The organism is Brucella sp. NBRC 12950 (genome assembly GCF_030268145.1).
In the GTDB taxonomy this organism is placed as follows: domain Bacteria; phylum Pseudomonadota; class Alphaproteobacteria; order Rhizobiales; family Rhizobiaceae; genus Brucella.
In genome coordinates, this window is record NZ_BSQC01000012.1 from 52,695 (window position 1) to 78,347 (window position 25,653).

Here is a 25,653-nt window from a genome sequence, read left to right on the forward strand (position 1 = left end):
GACTCATCAAATGGCGTTTGTGCATCTTTCTCACCCGGAAAAAGCGCTGCTCTACGCCTCCAAGACATTGCTTGGCTGTCTGATCTGCTGGTTTGGATTGCAATGGGCGGGGATTGAGCATCCGATATGGGCGGTGATTACCGTTCTCATTATTTCCGATCCCGATGTCCGCACCACGCTTGCGCTTTCGCAAGCACGCGCCATTAATACGGCAGTGGGATGCATGATCGGTATGATCACGATCTGGCTCGTGGGATATTCGCCGGTTGCCAGTCTGTTTGGAGCAGCATTAACCGTCTTCGTGATCCTGATGATCGACCGTTATCCGGTCAATTGGCGTCTGGCGCCCGCAACCGTGGTGATTGTGATGGATGCGGGACGCTTTGCTCAAACGCGCAATGAAGAGCTTCTGCTTGCACTATCGCGGCTCATCGAGATAGCGCTCGGCTGCGTGGTCGCAATCATTCTGGCCTGGATTTACACCAAACTTATTGAGAAGGTACGTGCACACCGGCAGCCTCCACGGCCTCAAGCAGAAGGCGAATAGCTTCTGCTGCCGAAAATCGCCGATCCCACGCGCACTGAAGTTGCGCCGAAACCGATAGCGGTTTCATAATCACCCGACATGCCCATGGAGAGCTTTTCAACGCCTGCGGCGCGGGCAAGCTTTTCAAGCAGTGCAAAATGCGGCCCCGGATTTTCATCTGCAGGCGGGATGCACATCAGGCCTTCGATGGAGAGGCCATGTTCGGAGCGGCAGCGTTCGACAAAGCTGACTGCTTCTTTTGGCGGGATGCCAGCCTTTTGTTCTTCAAGGCCGGTATTGACCTGCACATAGAGCTTCGGGCTTTTGCCCTGCTTTTTGATCTCGGCGGCTAAGGCGGCGGCGATCTTTTCGCGGTCGACGGTTTCGATGACGTCGAAGAGGGCCACGGCGTCTGCTGCCTTGTTGGATTGCAGCGGTCCGATCAGATGCAGCTCGATGCCCGAATAGGCTTCACGTAAGCCGGGCCACTTGGCTAGAGCTTCCTGAACGCGGTTTTCACCAAAGATCCGTTGGCCGAGATCAAGTGCCGGGCGAATTTCATCGGCTTCGAAGGTTTTTGAAACCGCCACCAGTGTTACGGAGCCCTTTTTGCGCAGCGCTTCTTTTTCTGCATTGGCAATCGCGGTCTTGACCGTGTTCAGGTTCGCACCAATATCTGACCCAATATCTGACATGGAATTCTCGCTTTCAGGCTTTTAAGTCCGCAAAAGGTTGACGCTCTCGCCAATACGTGGTGAAGGTCGCCATTAAATATCGACTCTCCTTATTGCATCACCTTCGTACGAGTAAATACGCTCATGGCATCCGAACGTTATAATCCGCGTGTGGCGGAAGCTCATTGGCAGAAAATCTGGGAAGAAAACCAGACTTTCGAAACCGACAACAGCGATCCCCGCGAGAAGTACTACGTCCTAGAAATGTTCCCTTATCCATCAGGGCGCATTCACATGGGTCATGTGCGCAACTATGCGATGGGTGACGTTGTTGCCCGTTACAAGCGCGCCAAGGGTTTCAACGTGCTTCATCCGATGGGCTGGGATGCGTTCGGTATGCCTGCGGAAAACGCGGCGATGCAGAACAAGGTGCATCCGAAGGAATGGACCTACCAGAACATCGACACGATGAAGCGTCAGCTGAAATCCATGGGCCTGTCGCTCGACTGGTCGCGTGAATTTGCGACCTGCGATGTCGAATATTACCATCGTCAGCAGATGCTGTTCATCGATCTGTTTGAAAAAGGTCTGGTGACGCGCAAGACATCCAAGGTCAACTGGGACCCGGTCGACAACACGGTGCTTGCCAATGAGCAGGTGGTGGATGGTCGCGGCTGGCGCTCTGGTGCGCTGGTCGAACAGCGCGAGCTGACACAGTGGTTCTTCAAAATCACCGATTTCAGCGAAGATCTGCTGGCCGGTCTCGACACACTTGACCAGTGGCCGGAAAAAGTCCGCGTCATGCAGAAGAACTGGATCGGCAAGTCGGAAGGCCTGCAGGTTCGTTTTGCGCTGAATGCGTCGACCGCACCTGCTGGCTTCTCAGAAGTTGAAGTTTACACGACCCGTCCGGACACACTGTTCGGTGCGGCTTTCGTGGCGATCTCTGCCGATCACCCACTGGCGAAGAAGCTTGCAGAAAACAATGCCTCGCTCACCGGCTTCATCGATGAGTGCCATCAGCATGGCACGTCGCTCGCAGCGCTTGAAACCGCTGAAAAGAAGGGCTTCGATACCGGCATCAAGGTCAAGCACCCGTTCGATGAGAATTGGGAACTGCCGCTCTATGTCGCCAATTTCGTGTTGATGGAATATGGCACTGGCGCTGTCTTCGGCTGTCCTGCACATGATCAGCGCGATCTGGATTTTGCCAATAAATATTCGCTGAAAGTGACGCCGGTTGTCCTGCCGAAGGGCGAGGACGCTGCAAGCTTCAGTGTGGGCGAAACGGCCTATACCGACGATGGCGTGATGATCAATTCGCGCTTCCTCGATGGCATGACGCCTGAAGCAGCTTTTGCCGAAGTGGCGGAGCGTCTGGAAAAGACCGAGCTCGATGGCCGCCCGCAGGCTGAACGCAAAGTTCAGTTCCGTCTCCGTGACTGGGGTATTTCGCGTCAGCGTTACTGGGGCTGCCCGATCCCGATGATCCATTGCGAAAGCTGTGGCGTCAATCCGGTGCCGCGTGCCGATCTTCCAGTCAAGCTGCCGGATGATGTCGAGTTTGACCGCCCGGGCAATCCGCTCGACCGTCATGCGACTTGGCGTCATGTGAAGTGCCCGAAATGCGGTGGCGAAGCTCGTCGCGAAACGGACACGATGGATACGTTCGTCGATTCGTCCTGGTATTACACGCGCTTCACCGCGCCGTGGGAAAACGAGCCGACAGATCGTGCGATTGCCGATCGCTGGTTGCCTGTCGATCAGTATATCGGTGGTGTTGAGCACGCGATCCTGCATCTGCTCTATTCGCGCTTCTTTACCCGCGCCATGAAAGTGGCAGGTCATGTCGGTATCGATGAGCCATTCAAGGGCCTGTTTACGCAGGGCATGGTGGTGCATGAAACCTATAAGGCCGATGGTCAGTGGGTTGCGCCTGCCGATATCCGCATCGAAGACGTTGACGGCAAGCGCGTCGCAACGCTCATCGAAGGCGGAGCGCCGGTCGAAATCGGTTCGATTGAAAAAATGTCGAAGTCGAAGAAGAATGTGGTCGATCCTGACGACATTATCTCGTCTTATGGTGCAGATACCGCGCGCTGGTTCATGCTGTCTGATAGCCCGCCGGAACGCGACGTCATCTGGACGGAAGCCGGTGCCGAAGGCGCGCATCGTTTCGTACAGCGCGTCTGGCGCCTGGTTTCGGAAGCTGCTGCTGGCTTGAAGGATGTAGCGCCAAAGGCTGGCACACAGGGCGATGCGCTCACCGTATCAAAGGCTGCACATAAGACTGTACAGGCTGTTGGTGACGACATCGAAAAGCTCGCCTTCAACCGTGCTGTTGCCCGCCTTTACGAGCTGGTCAACACGCTTGCAGCGCCACTGCAGCAGGTTGCAGCTGGTAAGGCTGACGACGAGCTGAAAGCTGCATTGCGTGAAGCGACCGAAATGCTGGTTATGATGCTTGCACCAATGATGCCGCATCTGGCTGAACAGTGTGCAATTGAACTGGGTGGCAAGATTGCCGGTCAGGAAACACTGGTCGCCCGCGCAGCATGGCCGAAGTTCAATGCGGCTCTGATCGTGGAAAACGAGATCGTTCTGCCGGTTCAGATCAACGGTAAGAAGCGTGGGGATTTGACAATCGCGCGCGACGCTGATCAAGCTACAATCCAGCAGGCGGTGCTCGAACTTGACTTCGTCAAGGCCGCGCTCGAAGGGGGCTCGCCGAAGAAGATCATCGTGGTTCCGCAAAGGATCGTCAATGTCGTTGCCTGATCGCTTTATTTCAGCATTTAAGGCCTTTCGTGTCGCAATCGCTGCTCTTGGAGCAGCGGTTCTGATTGCAGGCTGTACAGTGCATCCGCTTTATTCGTCAGGTGGTGCCGGTGGCACGATCGGTGGCAGTGTTGCACCCGATATGCGCAGCAAGCTCGCGTCGATTGCCATCGACCCGGCAGGCAATGTGTTCCAGCAACAGGTTCGTAATCGCCTGATCTTCCTTTTGGGAGGTGGTGCTGGCGAACCTGCGACTCCGAGCTATCGTCTCAGCCTTGGTCTCAGCGCAAATACGCTGAATGCCGTGAGTGTCGATATCGGCGATCAGACCGACCGTACCGGCCGTCCATCCGCTGGTATCGTGAAGGCTACGTCGAGCTACGTATTGCGTGACAAGGATGGCAAGCCTCTTGTGTCCGGCACTCGTACCGCTGGTGCATCTTTCGACCGTCCGCGTCAGGAATTCGCCAACCTGCGTGCGCAGCGTGATGCGACCAAGCGTGCAGCCGAAGAACTGGCCGAGCAGATCTATCTCGCACTTGCAATGCAGATGTCGAAGCTCTGAGCGCGTCAGCTTGTTTGAGTTTGAAAAGGCGGCGCATCTTGTGCCGCCTTTCGTTTATCTAGAGCATTTCCGGTTTTTATTGAATCATTGGAAATGCTCTATCTCTTTGTTTTTGCGCGCATCTTGTTCCGAAAACCGCTTCGCACTTTTCGGGATGCACTCTAGGCTGAGGAAATCATGCGGCTCGTTTCATTTTCGGCAAAAGGCTATCGCTCGCTTCGGTCTGTCCGGTTTGATCTGGGGCAGGTCACGGTCTTTGTCGGTGAAAACGGTGCTGGAAAATCCAATCTCTATCGCGCCTTGCAGCTCGTGAAAGCTGCTGCAGAAGGCACATTCTCAACTGAGATCGTGCGCGAAGGCGGTATGCAATCTGCCATGTGGAGCGGTACCCGGCGCAAACATGAACCGGCGCGAATCATCCTTGAGGCTGAATTTGAAGATGAACGCCTCGCTTCGCGTCTGTCTTACCGTGTCGAAGCAGGACTCCCGCCGCCGGTATCGGGCGCTTTTCCGTTTGAGCCGCAGATCAAGGAAGAGCAGCTCAATCTCGACACCGGTCGACGTCCGGTCGACCTGATGGACCGCAAGGGGCCAGCAGTTTTTGCGCGTGACGGGGAGGGGCGGCGAACCGAGCATCCGAGCCGCCTTTTAACATCGGAGAGCGGCCTCTCCGTCTTGGGACAGTCAGGGCATTATCCGGAGATCGGTGATCTCGCAGCGCAAATGCGCGGCTGGCGCTTCTATCATGGCTTCAGAAGCGACCGCGATGCACCGGTGCGTCAGCCATCAATTGCCGCAACCGCTGCGATGCTCGATGAAGACGGCAGCAATCTGGCTTCGGTTTTTGCGACGCTTGCCCATATCCGTCAGGATACGGTCGATCTTGATCATCTGATTGCCGATGCGCTGGAAGGTGCAAAGCTGGTCATTCCGTATCCGGAAGAAACCGCAACATTTGGCCTTAATTTTCCGGCCTTTCCGCCACGCGTATTTCGGCCGGGCGAGCTATCTGACGGGCAGATACGGCTGCTCGCGCTTGCAGGCGCGCTTCTGTCCTATCGGCTGCCGCCCTTGATTGCTCTGAACGAGCCGGAGGCCAGCCTGCATCCTGACATGATTCCATCGCTTGCGAAGATGATCGCGCGAGCTTCCGAGCGCAGTCAGATATGGGTGGTCACGCATTCGGCCCGGCTCGCGGAAGCCATTACGGAATATTGCGGCAGCAGGCCGATCCATGTTGCCAAGCATGACGGCGAAACTGAACTTGGATAAACAAAAACGGCGGATCAATGATCCGCCGTTTTACATTCTAATCAGTAGACTGATTAAGCAATTTTCTGGCCGGTCTTCGCCCAGTCGGCGAGGAAGGTTTCGAGGCCCTTGTCGGTCAGCGGATGCTTGACGAGTGCCTTGAGTGTTGCGGGAGGTGCGGTAACGACGTCGGCGCCGATGAGAGCTGCTTCCTTGACGTGGTTTACGGTACGAACCGAAGCGGCGAGGATTTCAGTGCGGAAATCGTAGTTGTCGAAAATGGTACGGATTTCAGCAATCAGTTCCATGCCGTTGACGCCCATGTCATCAATGCGGCCGATGAATGGCGATACGAAGGTCGCGCCTGCTTTTGCTGCGAGCAGAGCCTGATTGGCCGAGAAGCAGAGCGTCACGTTGGTCTTGTGACCATCGGAGGTCAGTGCCTTACAAGCCTTGAGGCCATCGAGCGTCAGTGGCAGCTTGATGCAGATATTGTCTGCGATCTTGGCAATGACAGCAGCTTCCTTCATGATCTGCTCGTATTCTGTTCCAGCAACTTCAGCCGAAACCGGGCCCTTGACGAAGGAGCAGATTTCTTTTGTTACTTCGAGAATATCGCGGCCAGACTTGAGGATCAGCGACGGGTTGGTGGTCACGCCATCGACCAGTCCGAGGTCGTTGAGTTCGCGGATTTCCTTGACGTCCGCAGTGTCGACGAAAAACTTCATAACAGCGTTCCTCCATAATGAGCGCGGGGTGTTGTGGGAAACTAAATCCATTTAATTCCCGGAAGGTGGCTTTTCTTTAGCGCAAAGCCACGCCAAGGTCACGCAATCATGTCGAAAGATTCGCACGATATTTTGAGCCTTTTCGCGGAACCCACTCCGAGTGTGGTGCCGGTGCTTGTACCCATGCCCGCGGAGCGGCCTTATTCTTATATGGTGCCGGAGGGAATGCATGTCCAGCCCGGTTCAATCGTGCGCGTGCCGTTGGGGCCGCGCGAGGTTGCGGGAATCGTTTGTGATGGCGCGACCGATGCTGTTGACGCCAAGAAGTTGCGTGCAATTTCTGAAGTTTTCGATTGCCCGCCTGTGGATGCTCAGATGCTGCGTTTCATGCGCTGGGCCGCCGATTATACGCTTTCGCCGCCCGGAATGGTGGCGCGCATGGTGCTTCGCGCGCCCGCAGCCTTTGATCCTGAGCCGAAAGTACCGGGGCTTCGTTACAATGGTCACGAGCCGGAGCGCATGACGGATGCCCGCGCCCGGGTGATGGAACTGGCACGCGACGGTTTGGCGTGGACCCGCTCTGGGTTGGCCCATGCCGCTGGTGTTTCGCTGACAGTTGTGGATGGTCTGAAAACGCAGGGCGTGTTTGAGGAAGTGATGCTTCCGCCGCCTGCTGTCGTTGCCACGCCGGATACGGATTATTCGTGGGCCACGCTGTCAGAGGATCAGCAAGCTGCTGCCGAAATGCTGGCCGAATCGGTTGAGGAAAACTCTTTCTCAGTTTCGCTACTTGATGGCGTGACCGGCTCCGGCAAGACAGAAGTCTATTTTGAGGCCGTCGCCAAGGCGCTCGAGATGGGCAAGCAGGTGCTGATTCTTCTGCCGGAAATCGCGCTGACACAACAGTTTCTCGACCGCTTTCATGATCGCTTCGGGGCAAAGCCTGCCGAGTGGCACTCCGATCTTGCGCCGCGCACACGCGAGCGCGTCTGGCGGCAGATTGCGGAGGGCACCGTGCGTGTGGTTGCCGGTGCTCGTTCGGCATTGTTTTTGCCGTTCAAGGAGCTTGGCCTGATTGTGGTCGATGAAGAACATGATCCGGCTTACAAACAGGAAGATCGCGTTTTCTATAATGCGCGCGATATGGCGGTCGTGCGTGGCCATATTGGCGGATTTCCGGTGATATTGGCATCGGCAACGCCTTCTATCGAAAGTCAGGTGAATGCCGATCAGGGGCGCTACAAGCGAATCAAGCTCTATGGTCGCTATGCGGAAGCGGCACTTCCGACACTGAAGACTATTGATATGCGGCGCTCTCCGCCTCCGCCGGGACGGTTTTTGTCGCCAGCCCTGACCGAGGCTGTGGGTAAGACTGTCGAGCGCGGCGAACAGGCGCTGCTGTTTCTCAACAGGCGTGGCTATGCGCCGCTCACGCTTTGCCGTGTTTGCGGTCATCGTTTTCAGTGTCCGCAATGTTCAAGCTGGCTGGTTGAGCACCGTTTTCGTGGGCAGTTGATGTGCCATCAGTGCGGCTATCATGAGCCGGTGCCGGAAGCCTGCCCGGAATGCGGTACGCTTGACCATCTGGTTGCCTGTGGACCGGGTGTTGAACGCATTGCCGAGGAAGCGGCTGCAACCTTCCCGGACGCGCGAATCATTGTTCTTTCGTCGGATATGGCGGGCGGCGTTAAACGTCTTCGGCTTGAACTGGATGCCATTGCCAAGGGCGAGGCGGATATTGTCATCGGCACGCAGCTCGTGGCCAAGGGGCATAACTTCCCAAACATGACGCTTGTGGGCGTTGTGGATGCCGATCTCGGGCTTGCCAATGGTGATCCGCGTGCAGCCGAACGCACTTTCCAGCTGCTCAATCAGGTAACAGGCCGCGCAGGCCGAACGGGCCGCAAGAGCCTTGGTCTGCTTCAGACCTATCAGCCTGACCATCCGGTGATGCGAGCTATCGTCAGTGGTGATTCGGAAGCGTTTTATGCTCGGGAAATCGAGGAGCGCGAACGAAGTGCCCTGCCGCCATTCGGACGACTTGCCGCGCTAATTATATCCGCTGACAACCGGCCTGATGCTGAAAATCATGCGCGCGCGTTAAGGCGTGCAGCACCTCATTCTTCTGAGGTTTCGGTGCTTGGTCCAGCTGAGGCGCCGCTTGCACTGGTGCGTGGCAGACATCGGTTCCGCATCCTGGTTCACGGAACGAAAAGAGCGGATATTCAAGGGTTTATCCGTGCGCTTCTTGCAGCTGCACCCAAAGAGCGTGGCTCTATCCGGGTGCAGGTGGATATTGATCCGCAGAGCTTCCTGTAGCGTCCAAAGCTATGGAAACGCGTCGGGTTTTTCGCTATAGCGCTTGAAACCAAGAGGGTGAAACGCAATGGAATTTTATCTCCCCATGACCACCGGCGAGTGGCTTGCCTGGAGTGCTGCGGTCGTAACGGCGCTAGCGGGACTGATCATGCTTTTTGCGCCGGGCATCACCATGAAGCTGCTGCGTCTTCAGCCGATCAACGCGCGTCCGGAAGCTTATAGCTCCATCCGCGCTGCTCTGGCCGGTCCTTATCTTGGGGTCGGGCTCGGTTGTCTCATCTTCGCACAGCCTTTTCTCTGGGTTGTGCTGGGTGCCGTATGGGGATTTGCGCTCTTCGGTCGCTTCATTTCAATGATGTCGGATAAAAGCGCAACTTTTTACAACATTGTTGCTGCCGTCATCGAATTTTTGCTTGCCGCCGGACCTTTGCTTTACGCTTTTGGTTTCGTCAGCTGAGAAGCCAGGTAAGGGCAGGGCGGAGGCGAGAGTCGAGGCCAAGTTGCCGTGCTAAAAAGCATCCTGCTTCATTAGTGGGCTTGGTTAGTAGTTTTCTAACCTAAAATTGCGGCAAAACTTACACAAAAGTGCGGGATTCGCGTGTTGCGAGTCCGGTTCGTCTATGCTAGACGGCAATCACATTTCGGTGTTGTCGCGCTCGCGCGTCAGGGGTTCCCCGGAAACATTCAATAAAATCATCTGCTTGGGCCTTTTGGTCCTGCTGAACTCCCAAAAAGATGGTTTCAACGTAGAGAGCAGGTTGTTCGTGGCAGAAACGTCTTCGCTCATTTCAGGTGTCGCACAGCGCTACGCCGGATCGTTGTTTGAGCTTGCGCTCGATGCAAAATCCGTTGCTGCTGTGGAAAAAGATCTTGGCCGTTTCGAGGCGCTTCTGAGCGGAAGCGAAGACCTGAAGCGTCTGATTTCCAGCCCGGTCTTCAATGCTGAAGACCAGCTTCACGCCATTGGCGCGATTGCTGACAAGGCTGGCATCAAAGGTCTGGTCGGCAATTTCCTGCGCGTCGTGGCGTCTAATCGTCGCCTGTTTGCGCTGCCGGGCATCATCGCCGCTTTCCGTGAGATTGCAGCTGAACATCGCGGCGAAGTTTCCGCCGATGTTATTTCTGCGCATGAGCTGACGACCGCTCAGCAGAACGAATTGAAGGCAACGCTGAAGAGCGTGGCCGGCAAGGACGTGACGATCAATGTCACCGTAGATCCTTCGATCCTCGGCGGGCTTGTCGTCAAAATGGGTTCGCGTCAGATCGACACGTCCCTTCGCACTAAACTTTCTTCTCTCAAGCTTGCACTGAAAGAGGTCGGCTGATGGACATCCGCGCCGCGGAAATTTCCGCTATCCTGAAAGAGCAAATCAAGAACTTCGGCAAGGAGGCTGAGGTCTCCGAAGTCGGTCAGGTTCTGTCCGTCGGCGACGGTATCGCCCGCGTTTACGGTCTGGACAATGTTCAGGCTGGCGAAATGGTCGAATTCCCTGGTGGTATTCGCGGCATGGCGCTTAACCTTGAAACCGACAATGTCGGTGTGGTTATTTTCGGTGCCGACCGTGACATCAAGGAAGGCGACGTCGTCAAGCGTACCGGCGCGATCGTTGACGTTCCAGTCGGTCCAGGCCTGCTCGGCCGCGTTGTCGATGCTCTCGGCAATCCAATCGACGGCAAGGGCCCAATCGTTGCTACTGAGCGTCGCCGCGTCGACGTTAAGGCACCGGGCATCATTCCGCGTAAGTCGGTTCATGAGCCAATGTCGACCGGCCTCAAGGCTGTTGACGCTCTGATCCCTGTTGGTCGTGGTCAGCGCGAGCTGGTCATCGGTGACCGTCAGACCGGCAAGACTGCTATCATTCTCGATACCTTCCTTAACCAGAAGCCAATCCACGACAACGGCCCAGACAGCGAAAAGCTTTATTGCGTTTACGTTGCTATCGGCCAGAAGCGTTCGACTGTTGCTCAGTTCGTTAAGGTTCTCGAAGAACGCGGCGCTCTCGAATATTCCGTCGTGATCGCGGCTACCGCTTCCGATCCGGCTCCGATGCAGTACCTTGCACCATTTGCAGGCTGCGCTATCGGTGAATATTTCCGTGACAATGGCCAGCACGCTCTGATCGGCTATGACGATCTTTCCAAGCAGGCTGTTGCTTATCGTCAGATGTCACTTCTGCTTCGTCGTCCTCCGGGCCGTGAAGCTTACCCAGGCGACGTTTTCTATCTGCACTCGCGTCTTCTTGAGCGCGCTGCAAAGCTCAACGACGAAAACGGCGCTGGTTCGCTGACGGCTCTGCCAGTCATCGAAACGCAGGGCAACGACGTTTCCGCGTTCATTCCGACCAACGTGATCTCGATCACCGACGGCCAGATCTTCCTCGAAACCAACCTGTTCTATCAGGGTATCCGTCCGGCTGTTAACGTCGGTCTGTCGGTTTCCCGCGTTGGTTCGTCCGCTCAGATCAAGGCCATGAAGCAGGTTGCCGGTTCGATTAAGGGTGAACTCGCCCAGTATCGTGAAATGGCAGCATTTGCTCAGTTCGGTTCGGATCTTGATGCTTCGACTCAGCGTCTGCTTAACCGCGGTGCACGCCTGACCGAACTTCTCAAGCAGCCACAGTTCTCGCCGCTCAAGACGGAAGAACAGGTTGCCGTGATTTACGCTGGCGTGAATGGCTATCTCGATAAGATCGCCGTCAACCAGGTTGGCAAGTTCGAAGCAGGTCTTCTTTCTTCGCTGCGCACCGAGCACAAGGATGTTCTCGACGCGATCCGCGACGAAAAGGCACTCACCGACAACATCAAAGCAAAGCTCAAGGCAGCGGTCGACGCGTTCGCCAAGTCTTTTGCTTGAACTTTGTGACGGGATGAACGGATGCCTTCACTAAAGGATCTGAGAAACCGTATCGCCTCGGTCAAGGCGACGCAGAAAATCACCAAGGCGATGCAGATGGTCGCCGCGGCGAAGCTGCGCCGTGCCCAGGAAGCTGCGGAGGCTGCACGGCCTTATTCGCAGCGCATGGGCGCCGTTCTCGCTAACATCGCGCAGAACGTGAGCGGTGAAGATGCACCGGCTTTGATGGCTGGTACAGGTAAAGACGACGTGCATCTGCTCGTCGTCGCTACTGCAGAACGTGGCCTTTGCGGCGGTTTCAACTCGCAGATTGCGCGTTATGCGCGTGATCATGCCCGCAAGCTCCTCGCTGAAGGCAAGACAGTCAAGATTCTGACGATCGGTAAAAAAGGTGCAGACATTCTGCGTCGTGAATTTGCTTCGTTGATCATTGACCATGTCAATCTGCGTGAAGTCAAACAGCTTGCTTTTGTGCATGCCGACCAGATCGGCCACAAGATCATTGAACTGTTTGAACAGGGCGCATTTGATGTCTGCACGCTGTTCTATTCCGAGTTCAAGTCGGTGATCGCACAGATTCCGACCGCACAGCAGATCATTCCGGCTTCGGCTGGAAATGCTGAGCAGGCGGATACTGCAGGCGATGCGATTTATGAGTACGAACCTGATCCTGCGGCGATCCTGAGCACGCTGATCCCGCGCAATATTTCGGTCCAGATTTTCCGCGCTCTGCTGGAAAATGTGGCGGGCGAAATGGGCGCGAAGATGAGCGCAATGGACAATGCGACGCGTAACGCCGGTGACATGATCAACAAGTTGTCGATCACGTATAACCGTCAGCGTCAGGCTCAGATCACCAAGGAACTGATCGAAATCATTTCGGGCGCGGAAGCGCTCTAATCGGAAGGTAAAAGGATCGATGGCAAAAGCAGCGACCCCGAAAACTACCGCCGCGGCCGAAGCGAAGCCAGCTGCGGCCAAGGCTCCAGCCAAGAAGGCTCCAGCCAAGACTGCTCCAGCTAAGGCGGCCGCCGCTAAGGCTGACGCAGCTCCTAAGGCAGCAACGACCGGTGCAGTAGGCAAGATCACTCAGGTCATCGGCGCTGTTGTCGACGTACAGTTCGAAGACGGTCAGCTCCCGCTGATCCTCAACGCTCTGGAAACCGACAACCTCGGCAACCGTCTGGTTCTTGAAGTTGCACAGCACCTGGGCGAAAACACCGTTCGCACGATTGCTATGGACTCGACCGAAGGTCTCGTCCGTGGTCACGAAGTACGCGACACGGGCAACCCGATCATGGTTCCGGTTGGCGAAGAAACGCTTGGCCGTATCATGAACGTTATTGGTGAGCCAGTTGACGAAGCAGGTCCGATCAAGACCACTGCACGTCGCGCGATTCACCAGGAAGCTCCTGAGTACATCGAACAGTCGACCGAAGCTGAAATCCTCGTAACGGGCATCAAGGTTGTTGACCTTCTCGCTCCTTACGCAAAGGGTGGTAAGATTGGTCTGTTCGGCGGTGCGGGCGTTGGCAAGACCGTTCTCATCATGGAACTGATCAACAACGTTGCTAAGGCGCACGGTGGTTACTCCGTATTCGCAGGCGTTGGTGAACGTACCCGTGAAGGTAACGACCTTTACCACGAAATGATCGAATCGGGCGTTAACAAGCTCGGTGGCGGTGAAGGCTCGAAGGCCGCACTTGTTTACGGTCAGATGAACGAGCCTCCGGGTGCGCGCGCTCGCGTTGCTCTGTCGGGTCTGACGGTTGCTGAAAACTTCCGTGACAAGGGCCAGGACGTTCTGTTCTTCGTGGACAACATCTTCCGCTTCACGCAGGCTGGTTCGGAACTTTCGGCACTTCTGGGCCGTATTCCTTCCGCTGTGGGTTATCAGCCAACGCTGGCAACCGACATGGGCGCGATGCAGGAACGCATCACCACGACGACCAAGGGTTCGATTACTTCGGTTCAGGCAATTTACGTTCCTGCCGACGATTTGACCGACCCTGCACCGGCAACGTCGTTCGCTCACTTGGACGCGACCACAACGCTCAACCGTTCGATCGCTGAAAAGGGTATTTACCCGGCTGTGGATCCTCTGGAATCCACCTCGCGTATGCTCGATCCAATGATCGTCGGTGAAGAACACTACAATGTTGCCCGTCAGGTTCAGTCGATCCTGCAGCGCTACAAGTCGCTTCAGGACATCATCGCCATCCTCGGCATGGACGAACTGTCGGAAGAAGATAAGCTGACCGTTGCGCGCGCTCGTAAGATCGAACGCTTCCTGTCGCAGCCGTTCTTCGTTGCTGAAGTGTTCACCGGTTCGCCAGGCAAGCTGGTTGACCTCGCCGACACCATCAAGGGCTTCAAGGGTCTTTGCGCAGGTGAATACGATCATCTTCCAGAACCAGCCTTCTACATGGTTGGCTCGATTGAAGAAGCGATCGAAAAGGCGAAGAAGCTGGCTGCTGAAGCCGCTTAATGAATTGAGTTTTCGGCGGGCTCTCAAGCCCGCCGAAAATGCCTGTTCATTTGTTTGAGTATGATCTTTTCCGGAAGCCGGTTTGCATTCGGGATCAAGCTCTAGAAATTTAAGTGAGAACCATGGCTCAAGCTTTCCAATTCGAACTCGTGTCGCCAGAACGCCTCCTGCTTTCCGCACAGGTGACGGAAGTCGTCATTCCGGGCAGTGAAGGCTACCTGACGGCTCTCGCAGGTCATTCGCCGCTGATGACGACGATCATGCCGGGTGTCGTTTCGGTGAAGCTGAGCGACGGCAAGTCTGACGCCTATGTGGTTTTTGGCGGCTTTGCCGACATTACCCCGCAGGGCTGCACCATTCTCGCGGAATCCGCCACGCATGTTGATGACGTCGATCCCGCTGATATTCAGAAGCGCATCGAAATTGCTCGCAAGCATCTCGAAGACGCTTCGACGAACGAACATCGCACGAAGGCAGAGATTTTCCTGCATCAGCTGATGACGTTGCAGGGTACGGTCCTTCCGGCCTGAAAAGGTTAGGCTTCGGCTACCCTAAGCGAATGTTTAAGAAAGCGGGCTTCGGCCCGCTTTTCTTTTTTGAACACTACTGTGAGCGGGAAATTATCGGTCAACTGGGCGACTGACCGTGCTTATACCATCACGCTTGCGTGAGTTTGGTATGATCGCTTGAAAACCGTGTGCTGGCCATTTATCTCATTAGTTAATTGTTAGGTCACTAATATAAGGCTTTCATTATGAGCAGAGCAGATCTCAGCGCGGAAATGATCGATGCCATGGCGAAGGTCAATCGTAGACTGCGGACATTATTTGATGCTCGGGTTAAAGAACGCGGCCTGACGCTGGCGCGTGCGCGCACCCTTCTCACATTGATTGAGCAGGAAGGCCTTTATCAGAAAGAATTAGCGGAAGTGCTCGAGATCGAGAACGCGACCATGGTTCGCCTGATCGACGGTCTGGAACGTCAGTCTTTTGTCGAACGTCAGGCGGTCGAAGGCGATCGTCGTGCCAAACGTATTGTGATGACTGAAGAAGGCAAGTCTCTGGCAGAGCAGGTGGTGAAGCTTGCTGGCGATGTGCGTGCTGATCTGCTTGAAGGTGTCAGCGACGAAGAGCTAACTGTGGCTCTAAAAGTTATGCGCAAAATGTCCGACTCGATGAACAAAGCGCATTAACGCAGTTGTCGCTCTCAGTTTTGTGAATTGCCGCCACCTCTAAAGCTGAACTTTGCCATCATTCGAACATCAGCTAGCGCTTAATTTCATCCGTCAAATTTCAAGGCGGAGCGTTGGAGATGCGTTATTCGTCGCAGGCAGTTTTGGGCCTTTTGGCCATTCTTTCTATCGCTTCAGTTCAGACACTCGATATGAGTCACGGCTCCCGGCATTTTTATGCGAGAGCCGTAAATGATATCGGTACGGATGATGGTCTTATTTTCGATACAAGATCAACCACAACAGTGGACATGGACGCAGTGGCCCATGCGCGAAACGCCTTGGGCGCTGCCTGAGAACACTAGGCTTATGGTGCAAGCGTTCGCAGATAGGACATCAGCTCGCTAGCTGTGTCGCTTGCCCGGTCTGGTTCGCGGGAAATGATTGCTTCGATCAGCGTTGCATGGGCATTGGCAGAACCGGTAATGCCGGTCGATGGGCGTAGTCTGAACCAGAATCGACGGCTGTGGGTTTGCAGCGGTGCCGCAAGACGCGTGGCATAGGGATTACTGGCAGCTGAGCCGAGCACGATGTCGAAGGCCTTATCCGCATCTAAAAACAGCGAAACATCTTCTGACGGAATAGCCTCGCGCATTGCGTCGGCTGCCGCTTGTAAGCGTTCGTAGTCGCGCGGAGTGCCAAAGCGTGCGGCATCACGCGCCAAAACACGCTCGACACCTTCCCGGGCATCGAGCACTTTTGAGAAATCCTTGGGATCGATCTGCGTGATGGCGATGCCGGAACGCGGGCGGACTTCGACAAGCCCTTCCCAGGCGAGCCGTTGTATGGCTTCGCGGATCGGCGTGCGGCCCATTCCTGTCAGTTCAATCAATGTGCGCTCATTGACGACTGAGCCAGGTTCCAGTTCAAGCGTTACGATCGAGCGCTCCAGCAAACGATAAGCTTGCTCGGCAAGGCTTTCACTGCCCCAGCTATCTGTCAGCGCTGCGCTGCCTTTTGCAACTTTCTCGTGGACCCTTGCATGTTCCATGCAGATTGAAGCCTCATACTATGCGATTGACATCTTTTGACCCTACAGATATATCTCTGATATATCAATGATGGGCGGTGCGCCGTTAAAAAATAATAACAATGCAGGCGTTGTGCGAATATCATCGATAACGGGCTTTTTGCATGGTGTCATTCCAAAAAATGGATGGACAAAACCAGTGCAGCTGGCGTGAACTTACGTCAGCCTTATAAGCTAAGGCGAATATACAAGACCGGTCGGGAGCCGCGCATAAATGAAATTTGATCCCAGTAGGCAGCGCGACATCGTCATTATTGGTGGCGGCATTGTCGGCGTGGCTACGGCAGCACTTCTTGCCGAATCAGGGCGCGAAGTTCTTGTGATTGATCGAAGCGGGATTTGCGAGGAAACGAGTTCAGGGAATGCGGCGGCACTCGCCTTCTCCGACATACTACCGATGGCCTCCAAAGGTGTTATGGGTAAGGTTCCGGGCTGGCTTATGGACCCGCTCGGACCTTTCACGATCCGCCCCTCTTACTTTCCAAAGATGATCCCCTGGCTTTATCGCTTCTGGCGTGCAAGCAGCGCGGAAGCTCTTGAGAAGACCACGGTTGCCCAGGGCAATATGATGCAACTTGCGCAACGCGAGATGCTGGGGCTGATCGATAGAGCGGGCTTACGCGACCGTTTGCAGGAAGATGGCAATCTGGAACTTTATGAAAGTGAAGCCGAACTTGCTGCGTCGCAACCCGGCTGGGATGCAAAGGCAAAGGCCGGTATCGCTTATGAGCATGTGCGTGGAACCCGCTTGAAGGAGCTGCAGCCGGGGCTTGATCCTCGTTTTGTGGCCGGCACGTTTGTTCCGGGCTGGAAGAATGTCAGTGATCCGAAGCTCTTCGGTCAGGCTATCTGGGCATATGCTGAAAGCAAAGGTGCGCGTTTCCTTCATGCGAAAGTGAAACATGCCGCCAGCCAACATGGCGGTGCGACGGTTCATCTGGAGGACGGCACCGAGATAAGGGCTGCGCATCTGGTGCTGATGGCTGGAGCCTGGTCAAAGAATCTTGCGCAAGGATTTGGCGATGCAGTGCCGCTCGATACGGAGCGTGGCTATAACACGACGCTTCCGGTTGGCAGTTTTGATGTTAAGCGCCAGCTGACTTTCCCAGGCCATGGTTTTGTAATCACGCCGATGGCGACTGGCTTGCGTGTAGGTGGTGCGGTGGAGTTTGGTGGCCTTCAGTTGCCGCCCAATTATGCCCGTTCAGCTGCAATGCTGAAAAAGGCCTCCATGTTCCTGCCGGGATTGAAGATTGAGGGTGGGCGGCAATGGATGGGGTATCGACCGTCTATGCCAGACTCTATGCCCGTTATCGGTCGTGCCTCTGCAGGCGGAAATATCTATTACGGCTTCGGCCATGGCCATCTTGGCCTCACACAATCAGCGGCGACAGGCAGGATTATCTGTGACCTGATCACGGGTTCTGCGCCGGCTGTCGATATCGAACCTTTCAAGCCACAACGTTTTCGGAACTGACCATCATGGCAAGACATTCATTTTTCTGCGTCGACGGACATACCTGCGGCAATCCAGTGCGTCTGGTTGCTGGCGGTGGCCCGAACCTTGAAGGTTCGAACATGATGGAAAAGCGCGCACATTTCTTGCGTGAGTATGACTGGATCCGCACGGGTCTGATGTTCGAACCGCGTGGTCATGACATGATGTCCGGCTCCATTCTTTATCCACCGACACGTCCGGATTGCGATGTAGCTGTGTTGTTTATTGAAACATCCGGCTGTCTGCCAATGTGCGGTCATGGCACAATCGGCACTGTGACAATGGCTATCGAGCAAGGGCTTGTAACGCCAAAGACACCCGGAAAGCTCAACCTCGATACGCCTGCCGGTCTGGTGGCAATCGAATATGAGCAGAATGGTCAATATGTCGACCGCGTGCGGCTGACCAACGTTCCAGCCTTCCTTTATGCCGAAGGATTGGAAGTGGAATGCCCTGATCTCGGACCAATTAAAGTCGATGTTGCATATGGCGGAAACTTCTACGCAATCGTAGAGCCGCAAGAAAATTACAGCGACATGAAAGATTATTCCGCGCTGCAGCTAATTGCCTGGAGTCCGGTGCTTCGTCAACGCCTGAATGAGAAATATAAATTCCAGCATCCAGACCTTCCAGACATTAATCGTCTGACGCATATTCTCTGGACCGGCGAGCCGACACATCCTGAAGCTCATGCGCGCAATGCCGTTTTCTATGGCGACAAGGCAATCGACCGTTCGCCTTGTGGAACCGGCACTTCTGCCCGTATGGCGCAGCTTGCTGCCAAAGGAAAGCTGAAACCGGGTGATGATTTCGTGCATGAATCCATCATTGGTTCGCTGTTTCATGGCCGTGTTGAACGCGCCGTGGAGGTCGCTGGCGGCACCGGAATTATCCCTTCAATTGCCGGTTGGGCACGCATGACGGGCTACAATACGATCTTCATTGATGACCGTGATCCGTTTGCACACGGATTCACTGTTGCGTAAAACGGGTACGGTAGGCAAAAATAGGGAGACGCTCCCTATTTTTTGTCTGTGACGCGTTGGGGAAATTATGGAATAACGGGCCCGAATTAGGAGAAAAGTATATATACAGGGCCCTTTTTAGGGGACATAACTAGTTTGTGGAGGAATGAAGTCATTAGTCTTTTGTCTGAGACAAAAGGGGCTTGCATTCCTTTATACAGCCGTTAGGTGTAATTATCCGGGAATAAACAGAAGTCGCACGAAATAATGATGCGGCAATAATACCGGGTAGAGTTAAATGGGTGGCTTCTCGATGGAATATTTCTTCCAGCAGGTGATCAACGGGCTCGCGCTCGGATCGATCTATGGCCTGATCGCCATCGGCTATACGATGGTCTACGGCATTATCGGCATGATCAACTTTGCACATGGCGATGTCTTTATGCTCGGCGCCTTTATGGCGCTGATTGTTTTTCTAATCATCACAACATTCATCGGAGCGCTGCCAATTGCGCTCATGCTTCTGCTGATGATGGTTGTTGCAATGCTTCTGACGGGGCTCTGGAGCTGGACGATTGAGCGGGCTGCTTATCGGCCGCTGCGTGGATCGTTCCGTCTCGCGCCGCTGATCACAGCGATCGGTATGTCGATTGCATTGTCGAACTTCGTTCAGGTCACGCAGGGTCCGCGCAACAAGCCGGTGCCTCAGCTCCTGACGGGCTCCTACAATATTTTCGGAACCAACGTGACGATCTCGCTCAAGCAGATCGTGGTCATCGTGGTGACGGCGGTGCTGCTGACGATATTCTGGTATATCGTCAATCGAACATCGCTTGGTCGTGCGCAGCGTGCCTGCGAGCAGGACCGCAAGATGGCCGCGCTTCTTGGCATCAATGTCGACCGCGTTATTTCGCTGACCTTCGTGATGGGTGCCATGTTGGCGGCCGTTGCCGGTACGCTTTACCTCTCCTTCTACGGTGTTATTTCCTTTGCTGACGGGTTCATTCCTGGCGTCAAGGCGTTTACGGCGGCCGTTCTGGGTGGGATTGGCTCGCTGCCGGGTGCAGTGGTTGGTGGCTTGCTCATCGGTCTCATTGAAGCATTGTGGTCGGCTTATTTCTCGATCGATTACAAGGATGTTGCCGCGTTCTCGATCCTTGCCATCGTGCTCATCTTCATGCCGTCCGGCATTCTTGGCCGTCCTGAAGTCGAAAAGGTGTAATCATGGCCGTACAAACAGGTTCACGCCCGGATTCCCTTTTTGCCCGGGCCATTCGTGAAGGGTTCATTGCCGGTCTTGTGGCTTTGGGACTTTTCATTCTGATCGTTGGTTTCAAGACCGATCAGAACATCAATAACGAGCTGGTGTTGCAGCAGCGCTGGGGGGCGCTGGCAATTCTGGTGGCTTTGGCGGCTTTTGGTCGCTTTGCCTTTATCGCGTTCCTGCAGCCCACGCTTGAGGCTCGCAAATTCGCAAAAGCAAGCCGCCCTGTGGTGGCTGCTGAAGCGCCGTCTTTCTTCCGCGCTCATTTCTCAAAAATTGGTGTGGTGTTTCTTTTCGTCTACCCGGTCCTGATCGTTACCATGCTTGGTTGGCAGGGATCGTTGAAGTGGGTCGACAATTTCGGCGTCCAGATCCTCATCTATGTGATGCTGGCCTGGGGCCTTAATATCGTGGTTGGCCTCGCTGGCCTTCTCGATCTCGGCTATGTCGCTTTCTACGCTGTGGGTGCATATTCCTACGCGCTTCTTTCGGCATATTTTGGTCTGTCCTTTTGGATGTTGCTGCCGATTGCAGGCATTCTGGCTGCGACCTGGGGTGTTATTCTCGGCTTCCCGGTCTTGCGTCTGCGCGGTGACTATCTCGCCATCGTGACGCTGGCTTTTGGTGAAATTATCCGACTTGTCCTTATCAACTGGACGGATCTCACTAAGGGTACGTTCGGTATTTCCGGTATCGCCAAGGCAACCTTCTTCGGTCTGCCTTTCAATGCCAGCAAAGACGGCTTTGCCGCCTATTTCGGCCTGACATTCTCGGCTGCTCACTACAAGTTCTTCCTCTATTATGTGATCCTCATACTCGCGCTGATTACGGCTCTCGTTACGATCCGTTTGCGTCGTATGCCTGTCGGTCGCGCATGGGAAGCGCTGCGCGAAGATGAAATCGCCTGCCGTTCACTCGGCATCAATACCACCACAACCAAGCTCACCGCTTTTGCGACGGGTGCGATGTTCGGTGGTTTTGCGGGTTCCTTCTTCGCTGCCCGTCAGGGTTTTGTCAGTCCGGAATCCTTCGTGTTCCTTGAATCCGCAGTCATTCTTGCTATCGTCGTTCTTGGCGGTATGGGGTCGCTCGTCGGTATTGCGATTGCTGCAATCGTTATGATCGGCGGCACGGAAATCCTGCGTGAAATGGGCTTCCTGAAAGCTATTTTCGGCGCCAACTTCACACCTGAACTCTACCGTATGCTGATCTTCGGTCTTGCCATGGTGGTCGTCATGGTCTGGAAACCGCGCGGATTTGTCGGAAGCCGAGAACCGAGCGCGTTCCTCAATCAGAATAAGTTGGTGTCGGGTGCCTTTACCAAGGAAGGGCACGGCTGATGGCGGAGACAAAAATTATGGCTGGCAATGGTTCGAAAGACACCATTCTTACAGTTGAGCATCTGTCGATGCGCTTTGGTGGTCTCGTCGCGATCAATGATCTGAGCTTCGATGTGAAGCGCGGCGACATCACAGCCATCATCGGTCCTAACGGTGCGGGCAAGACGACGGTCTTTAACTGCATCACCGGCTTCTACAAGCCAACCGGCGGTATGCTGACGATGAACCGGAATACGGGCGAAAAGTTCCTTTTGGAACGCCTGCCCGATTTCAAGATTACGCAGGATGCCCGCGTTGCACGTACGTTCCAGAACATTCGTCTGTTCTCGGGGCTGACCGTGCTGGAAAACCTGCTTGTCGCACAGCACAACGTGCTGATGCGTTCGTCAGGTTACACGATCCTCGGTCTTCTGGGTCTGCCGGGCTATAAGAAAGCCGCCAAGGCAGCGGTCGAAAAAGCGCGCTACTGGCTTGAGAAGATCAATCTCATTGATCGTGCGGACGACCCGGCTGGCGATCTGCCTTATGGCGATCAACGCCGTCTGGAAATTGCGCGCGCCATGTGCACTGAGCCAGAAATTCTCTGCCTCGATGAGCCGGCCGCGGGTCTTAATCCTCGTGAATCGGCAGAGCTCAACAAGCTGCTGCTCGATATTCGCAAGGAAACCGGCACGTCGATCCTGTTGATCGAACACGATATGTCAGTGGTTATGGAAATTTCCGATCATGTGATCGTGCTTGAATACGGCACAAAGATCTCTGACGGCTCACCGGAAGCAGTGCGCAACGATCCACGCGTTATCGCCGCCTATCTCGGCGTTGATGACGATGAGATCGCAGAATTGATCGAGGAAGCGGACAAGCCGGGCACTGGCGATCCTGCAGACTTTATCGCAACTCAGCTTGCTGTAGAGGCAATCGAGGAAGAAAAGGCTGAAGAGGCCGTTCGTTTTGCAGGCGGATTGGCCGCAGCGCGTGATGGCAAGCCTGATAATCTGACGCTCATCAAGGGCATCGGTGAAGTCAACGAGAAGAAGCTCAACGAGCACGGCATCTATCATTTTGATCAGATTGCCGCCTGGACTGAAGCTGACATCGTTCAGGCTGAAACCTATCTGGAATTCGACGGTCGCATTGCCCGCGAAGACTGGGTGGGGCAGGCAGCACAACTTGCTTCGGGTCAGGCCACCGAGTTTTCAACCCGTGTTGAAGCCGGAGATGTCCCTACGAGCCATAAGACTGCTCCCGCAAAGGCAGCCAGAGCCCCTAAAGGCACGAAAAGCGCCAAAGCTCCGGCAAAGCCCAAGAAGGGAGCTGAATGATGACGGCTGACACTATGCAAACAAAGCAACCGCTTCTGGCCGTCGAAAAGGTCGAGACCTATTACGGCAACATCCGCGCACTCAAGGGCATCGACCTGACAGTCAACGAGGGTGAAATCGTAGCGCTGATTGGCGCCAACGGTGCTGGCAAGTCCACACTCATGATGACCATCTTCGGTTCGCCGCGCGCTCGTACTGGCCGCATTCTTTTCGGCGGCAAGGACATTACGTCAATGCCGCCGCATGAGATTGCGAAGCTGCGAATTGCACAATCGCCGGAAGGTCGCCGCATTTTCCCGCGCATGACAGTGCTCGAAAACCTGCAGATGGGTGCGAGCCTCGATCATCAGCAATATTTCGAGGAAGATGTTGCGCTGATGTTCGAACTTTTCCCGCGTCTGAAGGAGCGTATCAATCAGCGTGGCGGCACACTTTCGGGTGGTGAACAGCAGATGCTGGCGATTGCGCGCGCGCTGATGGCCCGTCCGAAGCTTCTGCTTCTTGACGAGCCGTCACTGGGTCTTGCTCCTCTGATCGTCAAGCAGATCTTCGAAGCGATCAAGGAACTCAACCGCACGCAGGGTCTCACAGTGTTTCTCGTCGAGCAGAATGCTTTCGGTGCGCTGAAGCTAGCTGATCGCGGCTATGTTATGGTCAATGGATCAATCACAATGAGCGGCGCTGGCCGCGAACTGCTGGCTGACCCGGAAGTGCGTGCCGCCTATCTCGAAGGCGGAAGGCATTAAGGAGAAAAATCATGCAGGGAATTCTCTACGAAGAACCGTCATTCTGGCTGTTTTTTCTCATCACCTGCCTTCTGGGTGGCTGGGCTGCCTGGATGACAGGCCGTGCCTGCGCACAGACATGGCGGACCTATCCGCAGCTTTTGCTCTATCTGATCCCTTTGGGCGCAGCCGTGCGGTTTATCCACTATGCGCTGTTTGAGGGCACGCTGCTTTCGCTGCACTACTATCTGGTTGATGTGATCGTGCTGATGGTCATCGGTACGATCGGCTATCGTTATACGCGCACCAAACAAATGGTGCGCCAGTATAACTGGCTCTATGAAAAAGCTTCACCACTTAGCTGGAAGGCAAAATAATTCGAAGCTTCGCCGTGAGAGCATGTCCCCCAGAAGTGGGAACCGGTTTTGGGGGACTGCTTAAAAACAATAATTCAGAGCATTTCCTCTGATAAAATAGAAAACTCAAAATGCTCTGGCGGCGGAGCTTCTTTAAAAAGATCACGCTGAAAAACAGGTTCAGCGTAGATATTGCTGGCAAATCAGCAAGATAATAAAGCGATGCAAAAACATCGTTCGGGGTAACTATAATCGGGAGTTCAAGTAATGAAGAAATCGCTTTTCTCAGGCGTTGCTCTTGCAGCGGTGATGGCTTTCAGTGGCTCGGCTTGGGCAGATGTACTTTTGGGCATCGGCGCACCGCTGACTGGTCCAAACGCTGTGTATGGCGCGCAGATCCAGAAGGGTGCGGAAGCAGCCATCAAGGAAATCAATGATGCTGGTGGCATCAACGGCGAAAAGATCTCGATTACGCTCGGTGACGACGTGTCGGATCCAAAGCAGGGTATTTCGGTTGCAAACAAGTTTGCCGCTGATGGCGTGAAATACGTGATCGGCCACTTCAACTCCGGTGTTTCGATCCCGGCGTCTGAAGTCTATGCCGAAAACGGTATTCTCGAAATTTCGCCAGCAGCGACCAACCCGGTCTATACCGAGCGCGACCTGTGGAACACGTTCCGTACCTGCGGCCGTGACGATCAGCAGGGCATCGTTGCCGGTCAGTATATCTTCGACAACTTCAAGGACGCGAAGATTGCTGTGATCCACGATAAGACCCCTTATGGTCAGGGTCTTGCCGATGAAACCAAGAAGAAGCTCAACGAGCTCGGCGCCAAGGAAGCCCTTTATGAAGGCGTGAACGTCGGTGAGAAGGACTTCTCTGCACTCATCGCCAAGATGAAGCAGGCAGGCGTCACCGTCGTTTATTGGGGTGGTCTGCATCCGGAAGCCGGTCTCATCATCCGTCAGATGGCTGATCAGGGTCTGAAAGCTCAGTTCATTTCGGGTGACGGTATCGTTTCCAACGAGCTGGCTTCGATTGCAGGTCCAGCTGTTGAAGGCACGTTGAACACATTTGGCCCAGATCCACGCAACAACCCAGCCAATGCTGATCTCGTCAAGAAGTTCCGCGACGCAGGCTTTGAACCAGAAGCCTACACGCTCTACTCCTATGCGGCTGTTCAGTCTCTGGCAGGTGCTGCAAAGGCAGCTGGCAGCAACGACCCACAGGAAATTGCTAAGGCGTTGAAGGAAAAAGGTCCGTTCCCAACTGTGCTTGGTGATCTTTCCTATGATGCCAAGGGCGACCCGAAACTCCCAGGTTACGTAATGTATAAGTGGGAAAAGGGTGCAGACGGGAAATATAATTACATTCAGCAGTAAGTCTCTGTCTGTATTATTACGTCTCTAAGAAAAGTGCCCGGCTATATGCCGGGCATTTTTATTTTACGAAAACTTTAAATTCATGACATCATGCGGAAAAAGCATCAAATTTAGATATTAATGAGGATGGACAATACTGATCAAAGCCATTTTACCTAATGCAACGACATTGTTTGGCGTAAAGCACGGTTGGCAATTCGTTCCCTGGAGGAGGGGCGAGGGTGTCGGGAAGCGTTGGGTGCATGGATTGTCAATTCATAGCATCAGGCCTGTCTCTCGCACGGGGTATGAAAAACTCTCTTCCAGTGGAATTGGCGGCTCCGGAATTCAGTCCGGAGATCGTGGTTCAATGGGAG

At 54.7% G+C, this 25,653-nt stretch carries 24 protein-coding genes; 21 read left to right on the top strand and 3 right to left on the bottom strand.

Translation table 11 applies throughout. From position 1 onward, the window contains the following. Positions 1-10 precede the first annotated feature (10 nt). Positions 11-547: an FUSC family protein gene (locus QSJ70_RS19290; protein ID WP_064321094.1), complete on the top strand. Its 537-nt coding sequence runs from the start codon at positions 11-13 to the stop codon at positions 545-547. Here the strand turns inward: QSJ70_RS19290 and QSJ70_RS19295 are convergent. After that, a complete protein-coding gene (locus QSJ70_RS19295) occupies positions 529-1,221 on the bottom strand; it encodes a YggS family pyridoxal phosphate-dependent enzyme (RefSeq protein ID WP_285538825.1) in 693 nt (230 codons plus the stop codon). The two genes, QSJ70_RS19290 and QSJ70_RS19295, sit on opposite strands and share 19 nt — an antisense overlap. A gap of 123 nt (positions 1,222-1,344) precedes the next feature. Between QSJ70_RS19295 and leuS the strand changes: the two genes are divergently transcribed. From leuS to QSJ70_RS19310, 3 genes are all read left to right on the top strand, one after another. Next, on the top strand, positions 1,345-3,978 hold the full coding sequence (leuS, locus tag QSJ70_RS19300) for a leucine--tRNA ligase (RefSeq protein ID WP_285538827.1): 2,634 nt from the start codon (positions 1,345-1,347) through the stop codon (positions 3,976-3,978). Beyond that, complete coding sequence (lptE, locus tag QSJ70_RS19305) at positions 3,965-4,543, top strand: LPS assembly lipoprotein LptE (protein WP_007876836.1); 579 nt, start codon at positions 3,965-3,967, stop codon at positions 4,541-4,543. The genes leuS and lptE overlap by 14 nt, the downstream gene beginning before the upstream one ends. A gap of 177 nt (positions 4,544-4,720) precedes the next feature. Next, positions 4,721-5,815 (top strand): AAA family ATPase, encoded by a 1,095-nt coding sequence (locus tag QSJ70_RS19310; RefSeq protein ID WP_200637331.1) that lies wholly within the window; start codon positions 4,721-4,723, stop codon positions 5,813-5,815. A 53-nt stretch (positions 5,816-5,868) separates the two neighbouring features. Here QSJ70_RS19310 and fsa read toward each other — a convergent pair whose 3' ends face one another. Continuing rightward, entirely contained in the window at positions 5,869-6,522 is a 654-nt protein-coding gene (fsa, locus tag QSJ70_RS19315) for a fructose-6-phosphate aldolase (RefSeq protein ID WP_007876832.1), read from the bottom strand. Positions 6,523-6,630: 108 nt separating this feature from the next. On the opposite strand from fsa, the gene QSJ70_RS19320 reads away from it, so the two are divergent. The 9 genes from QSJ70_RS19320 (at position 6,631) to QSJ70_RS19360 (ending at position 15,710) form a co-directional block, all read left to right on the top strand. Beyond that, positions 6,631-8,841, top strand: coding sequence for a primosomal protein N' (locus QSJ70_RS19320; protein ID WP_285538833.1), 2,211 nt, complete (start codon positions 6,631-6,633; stop codon positions 8,839-8,841). Between the two features lie 67 nt (positions 8,842-8,908). Beyond that, positions 8,909-9,298, top strand: coding sequence for an AGROH133_08824 family phage infection protein (locus tag QSJ70_RS19325; protein WP_285538835.1), 390 nt, complete (start codon positions 8,909-8,911; stop codon positions 9,296-9,298). A gap of 307 nt (positions 9,299-9,605) precedes the next feature. Then, positions 9,606-10,166 carry a F0F1 ATP synthase subunit delta gene (locus QSJ70_RS19330; RefSeq protein WP_285538836.1) on the top strand — a complete coding sequence of 187 codons (561 nt, stop codon included), beginning with the start codon at positions 9,606-9,608 and terminating at the stop codon, positions 10,164-10,166. Beyond that, a complete protein-coding gene (gene atpA / locus QSJ70_RS19335) occupies positions 10,166-11,695 on the top strand; it encodes a F0F1 ATP synthase subunit alpha (RefSeq protein ID WP_007876822.1) in 1,530 nt (509 codons plus the stop codon). Before QSJ70_RS19330 ends, atpA begins: the two co-directional genes overlap by 1 nt. A gap of 21 nt (positions 11,696-11,716) precedes the next feature. Next, complete coding sequence (locus QSJ70_RS19340) at positions 11,717-12,595, top strand: F0F1 ATP synthase subunit gamma (protein WP_007876818.1); 879 nt, start codon at positions 11,717-11,719, stop codon at positions 12,593-12,595. A 19-nt stretch (positions 12,596-12,614) separates the two neighbouring features. After that, positions 12,615-14,183, top strand: a complete 1,569-nt coding sequence (atpD, locus tag QSJ70_RS19345; RefSeq protein WP_007876816.1) for a F0F1 ATP synthase subunit beta — start codon at positions 12,615-12,617, stop codon at positions 14,181-14,183. A 122-nt stretch (positions 14,184-14,305) separates the two neighbouring features. Beyond that, positions 14,306-14,713, top strand: a complete 408-nt coding sequence (locus tag QSJ70_RS19350; RefSeq protein ID WP_285538842.1) for a F0F1 ATP synthase subunit epsilon — start codon at positions 14,306-14,308, stop codon at positions 14,711-14,713. A gap of 224 nt (positions 14,714-14,937) precedes the next feature. After that, positions 14,938-15,375, top strand: coding sequence for a MarR family winged helix-turn-helix transcriptional regulator (locus tag QSJ70_RS19355; protein WP_007876813.1), 438 nt, complete (start codon positions 14,938-14,940; stop codon positions 15,373-15,375). Positions 15,376-15,494: 119 nt separating this feature from the next. Further along, on the top strand, positions 15,495-15,710 hold the full coding sequence (locus QSJ70_RS19360; RefSeq protein ID WP_007876811.1) for a hypothetical protein: 216 nt from the start codon (positions 15,495-15,497) through the stop codon (positions 15,708-15,710). 11 nt (positions 15,711-15,721) lie between these two features. Here the strand turns inward: QSJ70_RS19360 and QSJ70_RS19365 are convergent, their stop codons facing one another. Next, a complete protein-coding gene (locus QSJ70_RS19365; protein ID WP_007876810.1) occupies positions 15,722-16,405 on the bottom strand; it encodes a GntR family transcriptional regulator in 684 nt (227 codons plus the stop codon). A 253-nt stretch (positions 16,406-16,658) separates the two neighbouring features. On the opposite strand from QSJ70_RS19365, the gene QSJ70_RS19370 reads away from it, so the two are divergent. The 8 genes from QSJ70_RS19370 to QSJ70_RS19405 all read left to right on the top strand — a co-directional run bounded on the left by QSJ70_RS19370 (position 16,659) and on the right by QSJ70_RS19405 (position 25,297). Beyond that, positions 16,659-17,921, top strand: a complete 1,263-nt coding sequence (locus QSJ70_RS19370) for an NAD(P)/FAD-dependent oxidoreductase (protein WP_105518948.1) — start codon at positions 16,659-16,661, stop codon at positions 17,919-17,921. A gap of 5 nt (positions 17,922-17,926) precedes the next feature. Then, positions 17,927-18,928, top strand: a complete 1,002-nt coding sequence (locus QSJ70_RS19375; protein ID WP_105518947.1) for a 4-hydroxyproline epimerase — start codon at positions 17,927-17,929, stop codon at positions 18,926-18,928. Between the two features lie 292 nt (positions 18,929-19,220). After that, entirely contained in the window at positions 19,221-20,129 is a 909-nt protein-coding gene (locus tag QSJ70_RS19380) for a branched-chain amino acid ABC transporter permease (protein WP_007876804.1), read from the top strand. 2 nt (positions 20,130-20,131) lie between these two features. Further along, positions 20,132-21,511: a high-affinity branched-chain amino acid ABC transporter permease LivM gene (gene livM, locus QSJ70_RS19385; RefSeq protein ID WP_285538849.1), complete on the top strand. Its 1,380-nt coding sequence runs from the start codon at positions 20,132-20,134 to the stop codon at positions 21,509-21,511. Positions 21,512-21,528: 17 nt separating this feature from the next. Then, the gene (locus tag QSJ70_RS19390) at positions 21,529-22,833 is read left to right on the top strand and encodes an ATP-binding cassette domain-containing protein (protein WP_039860196.1); all 1,305 of its coding nucleotides are present in this window, start codon (positions 21,529-21,531) and stop codon (positions 22,831-22,833) included. Then, complete coding sequence (locus tag QSJ70_RS19395; RefSeq protein WP_039860190.1) at positions 22,833-23,579, top strand: ABC transporter ATP-binding protein; 747 nt, start codon at positions 22,833-22,835, stop codon at positions 23,577-23,579. Before QSJ70_RS19390 ends, QSJ70_RS19395 begins: the two co-directional genes overlap by 1 nt. Positions 23,580-23,590: 11 nt before the next feature. Continuing rightward, positions 23,591-23,935 carry a DUF6867 family protein gene (locus QSJ70_RS19400; protein WP_007876800.1) on the top strand — a complete coding sequence of 115 codons (345 nt, stop codon included), beginning with the start codon at positions 23,591-23,593 and terminating at the stop codon, positions 23,933-23,935. 246 nt (positions 23,936-24,181) lie between these two features. Next, positions 24,182-25,297 carry a branched-chain amino acid ABC transporter substrate-binding protein gene (locus QSJ70_RS19405; RefSeq protein ID WP_007876799.1) on the top strand — a complete coding sequence of 372 codons (1,116 nt, stop codon included), beginning with the start codon at positions 24,182-24,184 and terminating at the stop codon, positions 25,295-25,297. Positions 25,298-25,653 lie beyond the last annotated feature (356 nt).

Excerpts from the sequence above, each read along its gene's own strand:
- QSJ70_RS19290 (WP_064321094.1), top strand. The coding sequence starts at position 11 with ATGGCGTTTGTGCATCTTTCTCACCCGGAAAAAGCGCTGCTCTACGCC.
- QSJ70_RS19295 (WP_285538825.1), bottom strand. The coding sequence starts at position 1,221 with ATGTCAGATATTGGGTCAGATATTGGTGCGAACCTGAACACGGTCAAG.
- leuS (WP_285538827.1), top strand. The coding sequence starts at position 1,345 with ATGGCATCCGAACGTTATAATCCGCGTGTGGCGGAAGCTCATTGGCAG.
- lptE (WP_007876836.1), top strand. The coding sequence starts at position 3,965 with ATGTCGTTGCCTGATCGCTTTATTTCAGCATTTAAGGCCTTTCGTGTC.
- QSJ70_RS19310 (WP_200637331.1), top strand. The coding sequence starts at position 4,721 with ATGCGGCTCGTTTCATTTTCGGCAAAAGGCTATCGCTCGCTTCGGTCT.
- fsa (WP_007876832.1), bottom strand. The coding sequence starts at position 6,522 with ATGAAGTTTTTCGTCGACACTGCGGACGTCAAGGAAATCCGCGAACTC.
- QSJ70_RS19320 (WP_285538833.1), top strand. The coding sequence starts at position 6,631 with ATGTCGAAAGATTCGCACGATATTTTGAGCCTTTTCGCGGAACCCACT.
- QSJ70_RS19325 (WP_285538835.1), top strand. The coding sequence starts at position 8,909 with ATGGAATTTTATCTCCCCATGACCACCGGCGAGTGGCTTGCCTGGAGT.
- atpA (WP_007876822.1), top strand. The coding sequence starts at position 10,166 with ATGGACATCCGCGCCGCGGAAATTTCCGCTATCCTGAAAGAGCAAATC.
- QSJ70_RS19340 (WP_007876818.1), top strand. The coding sequence starts at position 11,717 with ATGCCTTCACTAAAGGATCTGAGAAACCGTATCGCCTCGGTCAAGGCG.
- atpD (WP_007876816.1), top strand. The coding sequence starts at position 12,615 with ATGGCAAAAGCAGCGACCCCGAAAACTACCGCCGCGGCCGAAGCGAAG.
- QSJ70_RS19350 (WP_285538842.1), top strand. The coding sequence starts at position 14,306 with ATGGCTCAAGCTTTCCAATTCGAACTCGTGTCGCCAGAACGCCTCCTG.
- QSJ70_RS19355 (WP_007876813.1), top strand. The coding sequence starts at position 14,938 with ATGAGCAGAGCAGATCTCAGCGCGGAAATGATCGATGCCATGGCGAAG.
- QSJ70_RS19360 (WP_007876811.1), top strand. The coding sequence starts at position 15,495 with ATGCGTTATTCGTCGCAGGCAGTTTTGGGCCTTTTGGCCATTCTTTCT.
- QSJ70_RS19365 (WP_007876810.1), bottom strand. The coding sequence starts at position 16,405 with ATGGAACATGCAAGGGTCCACGAGAAAGTTGCAAAAGGCAGCGCAGCG.
- QSJ70_RS19370 (WP_105518948.1), top strand. The coding sequence starts at position 16,659 with ATGAAATTTGATCCCAGTAGGCAGCGCGACATCGTCATTATTGGTGGC.
- QSJ70_RS19375 (WP_105518947.1), top strand. The coding sequence starts at position 17,927 with ATGGCAAGACATTCATTTTTCTGCGTCGACGGACATACCTGCGGCAAT.
- QSJ70_RS19380 (WP_007876804.1), top strand. The coding sequence starts at position 19,221 with ATGGAATATTTCTTCCAGCAGGTGATCAACGGGCTCGCGCTCGGATCG.
- livM (WP_285538849.1), top strand. The coding sequence starts at position 20,132 with ATGGCCGTACAAACAGGTTCACGCCCGGATTCCCTTTTTGCCCGGGCC.
- QSJ70_RS19390 (WP_039860196.1), top strand. The coding sequence starts at position 21,529 with ATGGCTGGCAATGGTTCGAAAGACACCATTCTTACAGTTGAGCATCTG.
- QSJ70_RS19395 (WP_039860190.1), top strand. The coding sequence starts at position 22,833 with ATGACGGCTGACACTATGCAAACAAAGCAACCGCTTCTGGCCGTCGAA.
- QSJ70_RS19400 (WP_007876800.1), top strand. The coding sequence starts at position 23,591 with ATGCAGGGAATTCTCTACGAAGAACCGTCATTCTGGCTGTTTTTTCTC.
- QSJ70_RS19405 (WP_007876799.1), top strand. The coding sequence starts at position 24,182 with ATGAAGAAATCGCTTTTCTCAGGCGTTGCTCTTGCAGCGGTGATGGCT.